This window comes from Caldimonas brevitalea (assembly GCF_001017435.1).
Classification (GTDB): domain Bacteria; phylum Pseudomonadota; class Gammaproteobacteria; order Burkholderiales; family Burkholderiaceae_C; genus Caldimonas; species Caldimonas brevitalea.
Genome location: NZ_CP011371.1, coordinates 35,958 through 51,082, shown reverse-complemented (window position 1 = coordinate 51,082; position 15,125 = coordinate 35,958). Strand labels below are relative to the sequence as shown.

General features: G+C 68.9%; 16 protein-coding genes. 11 read left to right on the top strand and 5 right to left on the bottom strand.

Going from position 1 to position 15,125, the window contains the following annotated elements; translation table 11 throughout:
- Window positions 1-104 precede the first annotated feature (104 nt).
- The 3 genes from AAW51_RS00220 (at window position 105) to AAW51_RS00210 (ending at window position 1,997) form a co-directional block, all read left to right on the top strand.
- Window positions 105-857 (top strand): hypothetical protein, encoded by a 753-nt coding sequence (locus AAW51_RS00220; RefSeq protein ID WP_047193009.1) that lies wholly within the window; start codon window positions 105-107, stop codon window positions 855-857.
- 126 nt (window positions 858-983) lie between these two features.
- A complete protein-coding gene (gene queE, locus AAW51_RS00215) occupies window positions 984-1,616 on the top strand; it encodes a 7-carboxy-7-deazaguanine synthase (RefSeq protein WP_047193008.1) in 633 nt (210 codons plus the stop codon).
- 6 nt (window positions 1,617-1,622) lie between these two features.
- A complete protein-coding gene (locus tag AAW51_RS00210) occupies window positions 1,623-1,997 on the top strand; it encodes a 6-pyruvoyl trahydropterin synthase family protein (RefSeq protein ID WP_047193007.1) in 375 nt (124 codons plus the stop codon).
- Between the two features lie 10 nt (window positions 1,998-2,007).
- Here the strand turns inward: AAW51_RS00210 and AAW51_RS00205 are convergent, their stop codons facing one another.
- Window positions 2,008-2,505: a metallophosphoesterase family protein gene (locus tag AAW51_RS00205; RefSeq protein ID WP_047193006.1), complete on the bottom strand. Its 498-nt coding sequence runs from the start codon at window positions 2,503-2,505 to the stop codon at window positions 2,008-2,010.
- A 183-nt stretch (window positions 2,506-2,688) separates the two neighbouring features.
- Here AAW51_RS00205 and AAW51_RS00200 point away from each other — a divergent pair, with 183 nt between their 5' ends.
- The 3 genes from AAW51_RS00200 to AAW51_RS00185 are packed head-to-tail and all read left to right on the top strand — an operon-like array spanning window position 2,689 to window position 5,148.
- Entirely contained in the window at window positions 2,689-3,486 is a 798-nt protein-coding gene (locus AAW51_RS00200; RefSeq protein WP_053013213.1) for a PIG-L deacetylase family protein, read from the top strand.
- On the top strand, window positions 3,476-4,378 hold the full coding sequence (locus AAW51_RS00195; protein WP_335337652.1) for a glycosyltransferase family 2 protein: 903 nt from the start codon (window positions 3,476-3,478) through the stop codon (window positions 4,376-4,378). The genes AAW51_RS00200 and AAW51_RS00195 overlap by 11 nt, the downstream gene beginning before the upstream one ends.
- A gap of 29 nt (window positions 4,379-4,407) precedes the next feature.
- Complete coding sequence (locus AAW51_RS00185; RefSeq protein WP_083437959.1) at window positions 4,408-5,148, top strand: UdgX family uracil-DNA binding protein; 741 nt, start codon at window positions 4,408-4,410, stop codon at window positions 5,146-5,148.
- A 15-nt stretch (window positions 5,149-5,163) separates the two neighbouring features.
- Here the strand turns inward: AAW51_RS00185 and AAW51_RS00180 are convergent, their stop codons facing one another.
- Window positions 5,164-6,747, bottom strand: a complete 1,584-nt coding sequence (locus AAW51_RS00180; RefSeq protein WP_169787957.1) for a hybrid sensor histidine kinase/response regulator — start codon at window positions 6,745-6,747, stop codon at window positions 5,164-5,166.
- Window positions 6,748-7,064: 317 nt separating this feature from the next.
- Between AAW51_RS00180 and AAW51_RS00175 the strand changes: the two genes are divergently transcribed.
- On the top strand, window positions 7,065-7,649 hold the full coding sequence (locus tag AAW51_RS00175; RefSeq protein ID WP_047193002.1) for an NUDIX domain-containing protein: 585 nt from the start codon (window positions 7,065-7,067) through the stop codon (window positions 7,647-7,649).
- Between the two features lie 84 nt (window positions 7,650-7,733).
- Window positions 7,734-8,348, top strand: coding sequence for an alpha-ketoglutarate-dependent dioxygenase AlkB (locus tag AAW51_RS00170; RefSeq protein WP_047193001.1), 615 nt, complete (start codon window positions 7,734-7,736; stop codon window positions 8,346-8,348).
- 24 nt (window positions 8,349-8,372) lie between these two features.
- On the opposite strand, the gene AAW51_RS00165 is transcribed toward AAW51_RS00170, so the two are convergent.
- The 3 genes from AAW51_RS00165 to AAW51_RS30325 form a co-directional block, all read right to left on the bottom strand.
- Window positions 8,373-8,975: a hypothetical protein gene (locus AAW51_RS00165; RefSeq protein ID WP_047193000.1), complete on the bottom strand. Its 603-nt coding sequence runs from the start codon at window positions 8,973-8,975 to the stop codon at window positions 8,373-8,375.
- Between the two features lie 469 nt (window positions 8,976-9,444).
- Window positions 9,445-9,651 carry a DUF3606 domain-containing protein gene (locus tag AAW51_RS30330; protein ID WP_047192999.1) on the bottom strand — a complete coding sequence of 69 codons (207 nt, stop codon included), beginning with the start codon at window positions 9,649-9,651 and terminating at the stop codon, window positions 9,445-9,447.
- A 5-nt stretch (window positions 9,652-9,656) separates the two neighbouring features.
- On the bottom strand, window positions 9,657-9,875 hold the full coding sequence (locus AAW51_RS30325) for a hypothetical protein (RefSeq protein WP_047192998.1): 219 nt from the start codon (window positions 9,873-9,875) through the stop codon (window positions 9,657-9,659).
- Between the two features lie 265 nt (window positions 9,876-10,140).
- Here AAW51_RS30325 and AAW51_RS00150 point away from each other — a divergent pair, with 265 nt between their 5' ends.
- Genes AAW51_RS00150 through AAW51_RS00140 form a run of 3 tightly spaced genes read left to right on the top strand, consistent with a single transcriptional unit; the run spans window position 10,141 to window position 15,119 of the window.
- Window positions 10,141-11,661 (top strand): ATPase domain-containing protein, encoded by a 1,521-nt coding sequence (locus AAW51_RS00150; RefSeq protein WP_083438632.1) that lies wholly within the window; start codon window positions 10,141-10,143, stop codon window positions 11,659-11,661.
- A 6-nt stretch (window positions 11,662-11,667) separates the two neighbouring features.
- On the top strand, window positions 11,668-13,203 hold the full coding sequence (locus tag AAW51_RS00145) for a hybrid sensor histidine kinase/response regulator (RefSeq protein WP_047192997.1): 1,536 nt from the start codon (window positions 11,668-11,670) through the stop codon (window positions 13,201-13,203).
- Window positions 13,204-13,259: 56 nt separating this feature from the next.
- Window positions 13,260-15,119, top strand: coding sequence for a PAS domain S-box protein (locus tag AAW51_RS00140; protein WP_047192996.1), 1,860 nt, complete (start codon window positions 13,260-13,262; stop codon window positions 15,117-15,119).
- Window positions 15,120-15,125: the final 6 nt, after the last annotated feature.

The window sequence follows — 15,125 nt, the reverse complement described above, 5'->3', positions numbered from 1 at the left end:
AGCGCCGGCACCTCACTACTATGTTAGGCGGCCACCGGGCGGTGCATGGTAGGGATGGCGGCGCCCGGCGAGCTTCATTAAGCTCGCGGCCGCTTGGAGCAGATATGAGCCATCCCCGTCACACCGGTAGTCGCGGCCCCCTCGGCGGGCCCGCACAGCGTCCCATCGTCGATCGCGGCACTCTCACACGGCAGGCCGGCAAGCCGCCGGGCCCGACCTGCAGTTCCGCCCTGTTTCCCACCACGGCCGAGATGCTGCACTCGGGTGCGCAGTTGGCGATGGACCCGTATGCACAAGAGATCTTCGACTTGTGGTTCAGCGGCAAGGCGCCGTCGGAGGTGGTGTTCGACAACGAAAAATGGGCGCGCTACATGCAAGCCGACGCCGGCCTGCAGCAGCAGATCGCCGAGCGGCTGGCCGAGCATGCGGCGTCGAACAGCGTGCGCATGCCGATGCACCAGAACGGCGGGCGCCATGAGGCCGAGTTCCAGCTGACCTGGCATGCCGAAGTGGGCGGTGAGACCGGCGGCTACCGCAGCGGCTACGCGGTGCTGCACGGCACCGACCGCACGGTGGGCGACTTCGGCGCCAGCGGCCGCTTCAGCGCCGTGCGGCGCAGCAGTGGCGAGGGCTATACGGTCACCTACACCGACCTGCGCTTCGTCTTCAACGATCGCGTCAACATGAACAAGAAGTACGCATCGGACGTGCAGTTCGGCGTGCTGGCGGGCAACATGGCCCGCTGCCTGGGAGGCGACCCGCCGCGCGACTACATCCTGCGCGTGGTCTGGCGCGAACCCGGCCCGCGCAAGTTCGACGTGGGCGGCGGTTTGCTGAAAGAATTCCGCAACCTGTGACGGGCCGGGTGGCACGTGTGCGGCGTCGCCCCCGCGGGGCGGCGACAATATCGGATTCGCACGCGCCGCCCCGGCTTCCGTCCGGGGCCTCGGGGCCCAGGCTGCCGCGCGTGCCTGGAGCGACGCGTGGCCTACCAAGTCAAGGAAATCTTCTACACCCTGCAAGGCGAGGGCGCCAATGCCGGGCGCCCTGCCGTGTTCTGCCGCTTTGCCGGCTGCAACCTCTGGAGCGGCCGTGAGGCCGACCGGGCCTCGGCCGTGTGCCGCTTCTGCGACACCGATTTCGTCGGCACCGATGGCACCTTCGGCGGGCGTTATGCCGACGCGGCGGCGCTGGCCGCCGCCGTGGCGGGGCAGTGGACCGGGCGTGGTGGCCGCCGCCTGGTGGTGCTGACCGGCGGTGAACCGCTGCTGCAGGTCGACACGGCGCTGATCGACGCCTTGCACGAGGCCGGCTTCGAGATCGCCATCGAGACCAACGGCAGCATCGCCGCGCCCGAGGGCATCGACTGGATTTGCGTCAGTCCCAAGGCCGGCGCGCCGCTGCACCAGACGCGTGGCCAGGAGCTGAAGGTGGTGGTGCCGCAACCCGGCCTCGACCTCGACGCGCTCGCGACACTCCCTTTCGAACACCGCTTCCTGCAGGCCATGGACGGGCCCGATCGCGTGCGCAACACCGAATGGGCCGTGCAGCACTGCCTGACGGACCCGCGCTGGCGATTGAGCGTGCAGACGCACAAAGTGTTGAACATCCGGTAAGCCCGCATGCAGTACGAACTGACCCAACGCTTCTTTTTCGAAGCCGCCCACACGCTCGAACGTAAGGTCGACGCCGAGCCGAGCCGTCGTATCCACGGCCACACCTATTTCGCCGAAGTGGCCGTGCGGGGCGCACCGCAGGCGGACACCGGCATGGTGATGGACCTGGGCCATCTGCGCCGCGCCATCGATCCGGTGCGCGACGCACTCGACCACCGTTTGCTCGACGAAGTCGAGGGCCTGACACGGCCCACGCTCGAAGGTTTGTGCAGCTACATCGCCAGCGCACTGTCGGACAGCGTGCCCCAGCTGGCCTGGGTGCGTGTCTGGCGCGAGGCCTCGGGCGACACCTGCACCTTGACCTTGCGCGCCCCGGCCTGACGCGGGCTAGCTAGCGCCGCGCCGTAGCGGTCGCCGGCAGGGCCAGCTCGATCAGCCGCGGCTCGGGTCCCGCCGCGCCGACGCTGACGCGCGCCACGCTGATCGGCAGTGTGAAGCGGCGCGGCCCTGCACTGCCCGGGTTGAGCCACCACACGCCATCGCGCTGCTGCAGCCGCGGCTTGTGCGAGTGCCCGCTCACCAGCACCTGCACCCCGTCCGGCAGCGGCGGCAGCTGGGCGAGGTCGTGCAGCATGAAAAACACCACGCCGCCGAGTTCGAGGCGCAACTGTTCCGGCAGCCGCTCGGCCCACGCCCCTCGGTCGTTGTTGCCGCGCACCGCGCTGACGGGAGCGATGTCGGCCAATCGCTCGAGGATGTCCGGGCCACCGATGTCGCCGCCGTGCAGGATGTGCCGGCAGCCGGCCAATGCGGCCAGCGCCTGAGGCCGCAGCAAGCCATGGGTGTCGGAAATCACCCCGACGTCGAAGGAACTGCGGTCGCCGGTCATGGCGGTGATTCTGCCGAGACCCGCATACGCCCGCCGCCCGGCCGGTGATGCCCTGCCGCGCTGGAAGCGTATCGATACCGCAGGCCGCCGCCCCGCCGGCCCGGCGCCAAGCGACAACCCGGGTCGCCGGGTATGCGGTGTGCTGCGCGAAAGAGGCCCAGATCTCCTAGGAGGGCTGTTGTCATGCCTGCTTTGCCTCCGCTAGAGCGCCTGTTGGTGGTGTCGCCACATCTCGACGACGGCGTGTTCGCCTGCGGCCAGTTGCTCGCCGCCCACCCCGGCAGCACCGTGCTGACCGTGTTTGCCGGCGCGCCCGGCGACGAGGCGCTGAACACCGACTGGGACGCCCGCTGTGGCTTCAGCAGCAGCCAGCAGGCGATGGCCTCGCGGCATGAGGAAGACCGGGATGCGCTGTCGCTGCTGGGCGCACGGCCGGTCTGGCTCAGCTTTCTGGACAGCCAGTACGAGCAGACACCCAGCGCGGACGACATTGCCGGCGCCCTGCTGGCCGCGGTCGACGAACTGCGGCCGGGCGCCGTGGTGATGCCGATGGGGCTGTTCCATTCCGACCATACGCTGGTGCACGAGGCCTGTTTGCAAGTCGCCGGGCAACGTCCGCAGCTGCTGTGGCTCGCCTACGAGGATGCCTTGTACCGGCGCATGCCCGGCCTGCTGCAGCGGCGCTTGCTGGCGCTGGCCGAAGCCGAGGTGTGCGCGACGCCCGCGTTTCCGCAGCGCAGCGGGGCGCTGGCCGACAAGCAGCGCGCCATCCAGGCCTATGCCAGCCAGCTGCGCGCCTTCGGCAAGGGCGGCTATGCCGACGTGCTGGCGGCCGAGCGCTATTGGCAGATCACGCCGCCCGCACAGCGCACAGCGCCGAGCCGCCGGGCCACATCGCGTGCCGAGGCGCTAGCGCGCGAACGCGAACGGCTGGCGGCCACGCACCGGGTGAAGATGAAGGAACCCCATCGTGCTGTTTGACCCGCGCACCAGCATCGTCGTGCTGACGCACAACCGCGTCGACGAGTTGTCGCGCACGCTGGCACACTTGATCGCACTGCCCGGACGGCTGCCGCTGATCGTCGTCGACAACGCTTCCACCGACGGCACCAGCGCCCGCATCCGCCACGACTTCCCGCAGGTCCAGCTGGTGCGCTGCGACGACAACCTCGGCGCCGCCGGACGCAACGCCGGTGTGGAGCAGGTGCGCACGCCCTATGTCGCCTTCTGCGACGACGACACCTGGTGGGCCCCGGACGCCTTGCAGCGCGCCGGCGACCTGCTCGACGCCCACCCGCGCGTCGCCGCCGTCGCCGCGCGCGTGCTGGTGGGGCCGCAAGGGCGCGAGGACCCGACCTGCCGCTTCATGGCCCACAGCCCGTTGCAGGCGAACGACCTGCCAGGGCCCGCCTTGATCGGCTTCATGGCCGGCGCCGTGGTGATGCGCACCGACGCCTTCCGGGCCGCTGGCGGCTACGAGCGCCGGCTGTTCATCGGCTGCGAAGAGCGTTTGCTGGGGCTCGACCTCGCCTCGCATGGCTGGCAGATGGTGTATGCGGCCGACGTCGTCACCCACCACCATCCTTCGCCTTCCCGCGATGCTGGCGGGCGGCGTGTGCTGCACAGCCGCAACACCTTGTGGATCGCCTGGATGCGGTTGCCCTGGAGCAGCCTGTGGCACGAGACACGCCGGGTGCTGCGGGAAGCCGCCGCGTCCGACCAGCTGGCCGCCGTGCTGCGGCAGAGCCTGGCCGGCCTGCCGTGGGTGCTGCGGCAGCGCCGCGTGCTGTCACCGGAAGTGGAGGACATGCGGCGCCAGGTGCTCGGCGGGCCGCCGAGGCGTGCGGTGAAACCGAACCCGGCGCGCGCCTGAACGGCCGTCGCCCGTCGAAAGGCTCCCACATGCCTCGAACCACGACCACCTCTCCCCGTGCGCCGCGGGGGACCCCCGCCCCGCTCGAGGTGCCGGCTGGCGAGACCCCACCCGGCGTTCCGTTCGACCCGCCGCCGCGCCCACCCCAGGTCGAGTTGCATGGCAAGGGCGCCGGCTTGCGCGCCTTGCGCGCTCTGAGCGAGCAGGCCGCCGGCTGCCGCGAGTGTCCGCTGGGCTTCTACGCGACCCAGACGGTGTGGGGTGAGGGCGATGTACAAGCGCGCGTGATGCTGGTCGGCGAGCAGCCCGGCGACCAGGAAGACCAGGCCGGCCGGCCCTTCGTCGGCCCCGCGGGCCGTTTGCTCGACCGGGCGCTGACGGAACTCGGCTGGCCGCGCGAGCGGCTCTATGTCACCAACGCCGTCAAGCACTTCAAGTACGAGTTGCGCGGCACCCGACGGCTCCACAAGACGCCGGCACAGCGGGAAGCGGCAGCCTGCCACCACTGGCTGGAAAGCGAGATCGAGGCGGTGCGGCCCGAAGCCATCGTCGCACTCGGCGCCACGGCGGCGCGCTCGCTGCTGGGCCGCACGGTGCCGGTGATGGCCGAGCGCGGCCAGTGGTTGTCACGCCCAGACGGGCGGCGCGTGTTGATCACGCTGCACCCGTCCGCCTTGCTGCGGCTGCGCTCGCCCGAGCGCGAGCAGGCCTATGCGGCCTGGCTCGAAGACCTGCGCCGGGTGTCGGCGACGGCGGCCGTCTCGGACTGACGGTCGAGGGCCTGCTCAGCCCGGCGGCAACGCCAGCCCGGCAAGCAGTTTTTCGAGCGCGTCGGGGTCGACCGGTTTGACCAGATGGAAATCGAAGCCGGCCTCTTTGGAGCGCCGCTTGTCGTCTTCCTGGCCCCAGCCGGTGAGGGCGATCAGCACCGGCCGGCCGCCGTCCGGCAGGGCACGGATGCGGCGACAGGCTTCGTAGCCATTGATGCCGGGCAAGCCCAGGTCGAGCAGCACCACCTGGGGCGCGGTGGACGCCGTCAACGAAACCGCCTCGAGGCCGTCGTGCGCCGTACTGCTCTCGTGGCCCATCAGCTTGAGCATGACGGCGAGGCTGATCGCGGCATCCTGGTTGTCATCGACGACCAGGATGCGGTATTTGGACAGGCCGCCGCTCCCCGTGCCGCTGCCATCGTCCGGGCCGTCGTCGGCCACCGGGCTGGCAACCGGCAATTGCACGCTGAACTGGCTGCCCTTGCCCCGGCCGTCGCTGTGCGCGTGCACATGGCCGCCGTGGAGCGAGACCAGGCCCCGCACCAGACTCAGACCGATGCCCAATCCACGCTGGGAAGACTGGGGCAATTGTTCACCTTGCATGTACAACTCGAAAATTTGTGGCAACACGTCGGGTTCGATGCCGATGCCATCGTCTCGCACCGTGATCACCGCTTGGCCACCCTGACAGTCGACCGTCAGGGTGATGCACCCGCCCGGCGGAGTGTACTTGGCGCTGTTGATGAGCAGGTTGCCCACCACCTGGGCCAGCCGGGTACGGTCCCCGTCGACGAACAGCGGGTGCGGCGGTGGCACCAGTTCAAAACGGTGGCCAGCCGCTTCCAGAGGCCCCCGGCTCGCCTCGACCGCGTCGCCCACCACGTCCGTCAGGTCGACACGCTCGCGTCGCAGTTCGATCTTTCCACGCGTGATGCGTGTCAGGTCGAGCAGGTCGTCGATCAGCCGCACGGTGTGGGCAAGTTGCCGCTCCATCGTGTCGCAGGCCGTCTCGGCCTCGGGCGTGCTGCCGCCGGCGCCGCTCAGGCGCAGGATGTGCAAGCCGTTGCGTATCGACGCGAGCGGGTTGCGCAACTCGTGCGAGAGCATCGCCAGAAATTCGTTCTTGTGGCGGTCGGCCCGCCGCAGCACGGCCTCGGTCTGCTTGCGCTCGGAGATGTCGACCATCACGTTGACGGCGCCGCGCACCTGGCCGGCAGGGCCGCGGTAGGGTCGGGCGTGAGCGAGGGCCGTGCGCCGGCTGCCGTCGTTGCGTTCGATCACCACCTCCATGCCCCGGAACTCGCGCTGCTCGCTCAAGGCACGCGCCATCCAGCAGTGCTCGTGCGGCAGCGGGGCGCCGTCCGGCTGGTACAGCCGGTACGAGCCGCAATAACGCTCGGCCATGTCGTTCAGCCGCGGTGCGCGGCCCCACAGTTCGACCGCTTCGGCGTTGTAGTAGGTGATCAGGCCCGCGGCATCGCAGGCGTAGGCGGGTACCGGCAGCTGGTCGAGCGCGCGGTACATCTGCTGCTCGCCCACCAGCACGGCCCGCCCGTCCGGCATGTGCCGGAGCACGTGTGGCGAGCTCGCATAGGACATGGTCGGCAGGGGTTCTGTAGAAAGTACAAACTCGATGATGCTCCCGCCGGGCCACGATCTTCTGCATTTACTTGAGTGGCAAGCAGGGGTGCTGATGCGCGCCTCGGCCAGGCTAGAGGCCACCACGGCGGACCAGCGCGAGTGAGCATCCGCTTCTGTTTTTGACATCCGCTGCTGATGCGGTTCGTGGGGGCTGGTTGACGCAGCAGTGGCCCGGCCCACGACACGCCGAGACACGCCAGGTCTACCAACATCTGCTCACGACCGACGCGTCTGCTTCGGGCAAGCTGGCGGCAAGACGATCACATGGCCTGCACATGAGCATTCGAGACCGCGTCCGCCTGCGCGAAGAAAAACTGCTGTCGGACGACCACTATGTCCTGAAGAAGGTCACCTTCGACTTCCGCCGCAGCAGCGGCGAGTGGCAGACCCAGACACGCGAAACCTACGACCGCGGCAACGCGGTCACGCTGCTGCTCTACCACCCGGCACAACGCACCGTCATCCTCACCCGGCAGTTCCGCTACCCCGCCTTCGTCAACGGGCTCGACGACCTGCTGATCGAGACCCCGGCGGGGCTGTTGGAAGGCGCGGCGCCCGAGGAACGGGTGCGCGCGGAAGCCGAAGAAGAAGTGGGCTACCGGGTGCACGAGGTGCACAAGGTGTTCGAGGCTTACAGCAGCCCGGGTTCGGTCACGGAACTGGTGCACTTCTTCATTGCCACCTACGACCGCGACGCCAAGCAGCACGAGGGAGGTGGCCTGCACGCCGAGGGTGAGGACATCGAGGTGCTGGAGGTCGACATCGACGACGCCCTCGCGATGATCGACCGGGGTGAGATCAAGGACGCCAAGACCATCATGCTGCTGCAGTACGCGGCATTGAAGCTGTTCCGCAATTGAGTCGACGGGGTGGCGCCCGCCGGGCCCGCGTCTCTGCATTGTCCAAGCCATCCGCGGCACACGCCCTGCTGTGACACAAGGGCCATGCCGCCGCGCTCACCCGCCACCCAGACACACGACCAGTCCGAGCTGTTCGACACGCCAGCCGTGCTGCCCAACGGCCTGGTCTACCAGGCCGGCTTCCTGACGCCGGCGCAAGAAGGCGAACTGCTCGAGATCGTCTCGGCCTTGCCGCTCGAGGAAGCCCGCTACAAGGGCTACACCGCGCGACGGCGAGTGGCCAGCTACGGCAGCCAGTACGACTTCGACGACCACCATCTGCAGCCGGCGCAGGCCTTGCCCGACGTGCTGCGGCCGCTGCAGGCGCAAGTCGCGGCATGGAGCGGCTTGCAGCCCGACGCCTTCAGCAATGCCCTGGTGGCCGAATACCAGCCCGGGACGCCGCTCGGCTGGCACCGCGATGTGCCGGACTTCGAGGTGGTGGTCGGCGTCTCGCTGCTCGGCAGCTGCCGCATGCGGTTTCGCCGCTACCCGCCGGTGCAGCCGCGCAAGCAGGACGTCCTCACGATCGAGCTGGCGCCGCGCTCGGCCTATGTGCTGCAAGGCGAGGCGCGCTGGGGCTGGCAGCACAGCGTGGCACCCACGCCGTCGTTGCGCTACTCCATCACCTTCCGGACGCCGGTCGCACGCGGCCGCTGACGCGTCGCGAAGCTGTGGCCCGGCTCAGGCTGCCCGCACCCTGCAGACGCCATACGCGGTCCCGCGGTGCCGCGCAATGGCCTCCAGCAGTGGCTCGGCGGCTTCGAACTCAGGCCCGTCGCCCTGCAGGATCAAGCGGCCGTGCTCGCGGGTGCGCAGCTCGACCGCCTGCGCCTCGCCGCGTTCGTCGTCGAAGGTGTGCACCGCCAGCAGACCCGACCACGGCAGCGGTCCCAGCCCTGCAATGTCGAGGCCGGCGCTGCTGACGGCGATGCGCACGTCCCGCAGCGTGCCGAGCGGGCCCGATGCCCGGCGCCGCTCATGCAGCCACAACGGCAAGGACCCGACCGACAGGGCAAACAGCAGCCACAGCAGCCAGCCGGCGCCGAGCGCCGCGGGTGTGATCCACGGGGCCGCGCCGGCAAGTGGTCTGATGCCGCTGGTCCAGAGCGAGTAGGTGAGGGCACCCCCTAGCGTGAACACGGCGGCGGCCAGAGCCACACCGGTCCATGCGGCGGACCGGCGGCCATCGGCCGAGCGCACGACGGCGGCCTGGAGCACCAGGACGGGCGCGTCGACGGACGCGAGCGGCATCGGCAAGCTGTACAGCGACAGGCGATCGTTCACGCGACCACTCCGTCGGCGCCACGCGCTGGCCCGGCAAGCGAACGCAGCGCAGCATCCGGATGTCGCCGATGTGCAAGCTTCCGCGCGAGGTCGCATCCCGACCGGTCCGACCCGGCAGCCGTCGCTGCGCCGCAACTCTTCGCCCGGCCCCTCGCCTGTGCCGCACAGCGCCGCCTTGCACCCTGTATAGGATCCATCGTCCCGGACCTCTTGTGATGGTGGTCGGTCCGACGGTGATGCCCCTCGAACCGGTGTGACGGTGAGGGCCCGCGCAGCCGCGCATTAGTCCACCCCCACCCGCTATTCCAGGCGCGATGGTGTCGGGTTGTATCGCTCTTGTGCAGCCCCTGGTTTCGGGGGGCGTGCAGATTCGGCGCGAATCCGGTGCTTTTGCACGCCACGCGGCGGCCGCGGCGACCGGCCGGGCATCACACAGGTTTGCATCCCACGCCGCCCGACGGGCGCCGCTTCAGGGCACGCGATGGTCGTCGGCGCGCATCCGCAGCAGGTATTCGCCGACCTGCTCGGGGCGCGGGCCGGCCTGGGCCACCGCCTCCCGCAGCTGTTCCACCGTGACGCTGAGCTTCTCGGCCCAGTGGCGCATGTCGCCCTCGTCGTACGGGTCGATCAGCGCGGGGCGGGAGGAGGGCTCGGAGCCAGGGCGGGGCTGGGTCATGGCCGTCAATGTAAGGTCGGAAGGCTGGGCAGCAACCTCACCTCGCCGCAGACGCAAGGCAGCGGCGGGCCGATCAGCTCGAACGAGGTGTACTGGTTGCCGCATCCCACGCATTGCCAGCAATGGCTCAAGACATCGCCGGAGGCGAGGGTGGCTTCGGACAGTTCTTCCTCCAGCTCCTGCAAGGCCTCGAGGAAGTCTTCGCGGTTAAGGACATAGTGCATGGTGCAAGCATTTCGCCACAGCCCTTTTCGGTGCGCAGTAGGCGATCGACTGACATGATGCAAGGCCGGATCGGTGCCTCCACCCCCTACATTTCGGGGAGCGGTGCGAGGCCCCGCACGCGTCGCAGTTATGCTTTTGACTGCGAACGCCGCAGCCGACGACGGCACGCACAAGGCGACACCACCGCCCGAGGCCACATCGATGGCCGCTGGCGGCGACGCCGCGGCCTTCCGGCCAGCGGCCCTGACCACGAACGACATGCACATGGATCACTCGACTACGCTTCCAGACGCCGCACTGGCCGGGTCCTCGCCCTTCATCTCGACCGGCGTGGCGGCACTGGACACCATCCTCGGCGGGGGCATCACACCCAACCGGCTGTACATGGTGGAAGGCATACCGGGCTCGGGCAAGACCACCCTCGGGCTGCAGTTCCTGCAGGCCGGCGCCCGGCTTGGCGAGTCGGTCCTGTACATCACGCTGTCGGAAACCGAGGAGGAGGTGCGGGCGATCGCCAGCTCGCATCACTGGGACCTGAACGGCGTCCAGATCCTGCAGGTGGTGCCCGACGAACAGGCCTTGCTGCCGACCGAGCAATACACCGTGTTCCAGCCCGACGAAGTGGAGCTGGGCGAAACCACCAAGTCGATCCTGGCCGAGGTCGAGCGGCGCAAGCCGGCGCGTGTCGTGTTCGACTCGCTGTCGGAGCTGCGGCTGCTGGCCGGCAGCCCGCTGCGCTACCGCCGCCAGATGCTGGGCCTGAAGCAGTTTTTCGCCGGCCGGCAATGTACCGTCTTCGTGCTCGACGACCGCACCGCCACCGCGGAAGACCCGCAGTTGCAGAGCATTGCCCACGGCATCATCGCGCTCGAACAATGGCACCCGGACTATGGCCGCGAGCGCCGGCGCTTGAGGGTGGTGAAATACCGCGGCGTGCCGTTCGTCGGCGGCTACCACGACTTCACGATCCGGCCCGGCGGCCTGGTCGTGTTTCCGCGCCTCAGTGCGGCGGCGCACCGCGCGGTCGTGCACCCGGGCACCTTGGCGAGCGGCGTGACCGGCCTGGACGAGTTGCTGGGCGGTGGCCTGGAGCGCGGCACCAGCACCTTGGTCACCGGGGCGCCGGGCACCGGCAAGTCGACGGTCGCGGTGACCTTTGCCGTGGCGGCCGCCGCGCGTGGCGAACGCGCCGCCGTGTTCCTGTTCGACGAGAGCGTCTCGACCCTGCTCAAGCGCATGCGCGGATTGGGCAACGACCTGCAGCCGCACCTCGATTCCGGCCGGCTGACCGTGCAGCAAATCGACCCGGCCGAGTTGTCGCCAGGCGAATTCGCCCATCGGGTCGGACAGGCGGCGCGGGCCGAGCGTGCCAGCGTGGTGGTGATCGACAGCCTCAACGGCTACCTGAACGCGATGCCCGATGAGCGTTTTCTCAACGCCCAGCTGCACGAGATGCTCACCTACCTCGGCCAGCTCGGCACCACCACGCTGCTGGTCAGCGTGCAGCAGGGGCTGATCGGTTCGATGACCAGCCCGGTGGATGCCAGCTATCTGGCCGACACCGTGGTGGTGATGCGCTATTTCGAGTCGCAAGGCCTGGTGCGCCAGGCGGTGTCGGTGCTCAAGAAGCGCAGCGGTCTGCACGAGCGCGCCATCCGCGAGTTCCACCTCGACGCCGAGGGGCTGCGCGTCAGCGAACCGCTGCGCGGCTTCCATGGCGTCCTCACGGGCGTGCCGGTCTACACCGGCACCGAAGACCCGTTGATGAAAGACCGGCTGCGCTGAGCTGCCATGGAACGTCGTGTCTTCGTTCTCGCCCCCAGCGGCAAGGATGCGGTGCTGATCGAGGCCGCGCTACAGCACTCCCGGATCGAGGTGCTGCGCTGCGCGCATGCCCACGATGCGGTGCAGCACGCGCACGACGGCATCGGTGCCCTGGTGGTCGCCGAGGAAGCCTTGAAGGAGGCCGCGGCGCTGCGGATGCTGCAGCAGCTGGTGGACACGCAGGCCTCCTGGTCGGACCTGCCGGTGCTGCTGCTGAGCCAGCGCGGCCGGCTGTCCGCACTGGCAAGCCGGGCGGCCCGCGTGCTGGGCAACGTCACCGTGCTGGAGCGACCCACCCAGGTGGCCACGCTGGTGAGCGCGGTCCGCACCGCGTTGCGGACCCGCGAGCGCCAATACGAGGTGCGCCACGCCGACGTGCAGAAAGACATGTTCCTCGCCACGCTGGCGCACGAGTTGCGCAATCCATTGGCGCCGCTGTCGAACGCCTTGCACCTGCTGCAGGCAGGTCGGTTGTCGGAGCAGCAACAGCAGTGGGCGACCGGCGTGATGCAGCGCCAGGTCGGGCAGCTGTCGCGCTTGGTCGACGATCTCCTCGACGTGGCGCGCATCACGCGCGGCAAGATCGTGCTGCAAAAAGAACGGCTGGACCTGCGCGACGCGATCCAGGCGGCGGTGGAAACCAGCTTGCCGCAGATCGACGCGATGCGCCACCGCCTGAGCGTCGATCTGCCGCCACAGCCGGTCTGGGCCGATGCCGACCGGACCCGCATCGCGCAGTGTGTCGCCAACCTGCTCACCAACGCCGCCAAGTACACACCGCGCCAGGGCGAGATCCGGCTGTCAGCCTGTCTTGAGGACCAGGACGTGTTGATCTGCGTGCAGGACAACGGCATCGGCTTTCCGCCTCACGAGGCACGCCGCTTGTTCGACGTGTTCGCGCAAGTGGACGGCGCGCTCGGCAGGGCGCAAGGTGGCCTGGGACTGGGCCTGTCCATCGTCAAGGCGCTGGTCGAGATGCATGGCGGGTCGGTCCACGCCGAAAGCGAGGGGGAAGGACACGGTGCACGGTTCGAGATCCGATTGCCGGTCGTGAGCGACGACCCGGGCGCCGGCCCCGGCGGTACCGAGGTCCGCACCGCGCGTGGCACGGTCGCCTGCCGCGTGCTGGTGGTGGACGACAACCGCGACAGCGCCGACTCGATGGCACAGGTGCTGCGCAGCGACGGCCACGAGGTGCACATCGCTTACAACGGCCACGAAGCGCTGCGCATCATCAGCCACTGGAAACCGCAGCTGGCGCTGCTCGACATCGGCCTGCCCGATCTGAGCGGCCATGAACTGGCGCGCCGCCTGCGCGAGCAGTGCGGCGCCGACTGCCCGGTGCTGGTTGCCCTCACCGGCTGGGGGCAACCCACCGACGTCAGCCGTTCGGCCGCCGCCGGCTTCGAGCATCACCTGACCAAACCGGCCGACCTCGACGCGCTGCTGGCGCTGGTCGACCGCGTGGCCCAGCCCTGCGACCGGCCAGCCCCCAGCCCTTGAGGGTTGCTGAACAGCAGTACGATGGTTGTGTTGTCGTACATCAGGAGCAGTACACGATGGCGGAAGACTTCAACGCACTGTCGCTGTCGGAAAACCCGGACGCAGTGATCGTGGTCTCGGCCAGCGGCGACGTGCTGGCCTGGAATGCTGCGGCGCAACACATCTTCGGCCACAGCGCCGACGAAGCCGTGGGGCGCCCGCTCTCGGCCCTGATCACCACGCCGGAGCAGGCAGAAGAGCTGCGGCGCGGCTTCGACAACGCCCGCAGGCATGGCCTGTCGGTCGCCGAGGCGGTGCGCTCCCGCAAGGACGGGGCGCTGTTGCATGTCAGCGTCTCGTGCAAGGCGGTGCTCGACGAGGCCGGCGCGCTGCGCTGCTTTCTGCTGACGATGAAGGACGTCAGCCACCTGAAGGTGTTGCGCGACGCCAAACTGGTCGGCTCGAAGTACGGCGACCTGCTCGAATCGACGCCCGACGCGATCGTGATGGTGAACGTCAGCGGCCGTATCGTCCTGGTGAACTCTCAGGCCGAGCAGGTGTTCGGTTATGCCCGCGCCGAATTGATCGGCCAACCGATCGAGATCCTGCTGCCTGCCCGTTATCGAGCCTTGCACTTCGGCCACCGCGGCGGCTTCTTCGGCCAGCCGCGTACCCGTACGATGGGCGCAGGGCTGGAACTGTACGGTCAGCGCCGCAACGGCGAAGAGTTTCCGGTCGAGATCAGCCTGGGGCCGCTGAACACCGATGCAGGGCCGATGGTGATGAGTGCGGTGCGCGACATCACCGACCGTCAGGAAGCGCGTCGCAAGGCCGATCGCAAGTTTCGCGATCTGCTCGAATCGGCGCCCGACGCCATGGTCATCGTCAACGAGCAGGGCGAGATCGTGCTGGTCAACTCGCAGGCGGTGCAGCTGTTCGGCTGGCGGCGCGAGGAGATGTTGGGCCAGTCGATCGAGATCCTGGTGCCGCCGCGCTTTCGGCCCGCCCACTCCAAGCACCGGACGGTATTCGGCGCCCACCCGAAGACGCGCTCGATGGGCGCGGGCAGGGAGCTCAACGGCCTGCACAAGGACGGCCAGGAGTTCCCGGTCGAGATCAGCTTGAGCCCGATCCAGACCGAGGACGGCCTGTTGATCGCGAGCGCCATCCGCGACGCGACGGAACGCAAACGCATCGAAAAGACCTTGCAGGAAGCCAACCGGCTCAAGAGCGAGTTTCTGGCCAACATGTCGCACGAGCTGCGGACACCGCTCAACGGCATCCTGGGCTTCTCGGAACTGCTGGTGGACGAGCGCCTCGGCAAGCTCAACGACAAGCAGAAGGAATACATCGCCGACATCCTCGGCTGCGGCCGGCATCTGCTGCAGCTGATCAACGACGTGCTCGATCTGTCGAAGGTCGAGGCCGGCAAGATGGAACTGCACCCGCAGCCTTTCCTCCCTGCGCGGGCCGTGGAAGACATCTGCACCGTGCTCGGGCCGCTGGCCTACAAGAAGCGCATCCAGGTGCAGCGCAACGTCTCGGCCGCGGTCGGCGAAGTGACACTGGACCTGCAGAAGTTCAAGCAGGTGCTGTTCAACCTGCTCTCCAACGCCGTGAAGTTCACGCCCGAGGGCGGACATGTCAGCGTGCACATCGAGCGTGTCGAAGGCCCGGCGCTGTCGCTCCAGGTGGTCGATTCCGGCATCGGCATCCACGCCCGTGACATGGACCGGTTGTTCGTCGAGTTCCAGCAGCTCGATTCGGGCGAGGCGCGCCAATACGAAGGCACCGGGCTGGGCCTGGCGCTGACCCGCAAGATCGTCGAACTACAAGGAGGCCGCATCAGCGTGCAGAGCGAACCGGGGCGCGGCAGCACCTTCAGCGTCAGCCTGCCGCTCCATGAAACCGTGTCCCAACAGACCCTGCCGGCTTGAGAAGGA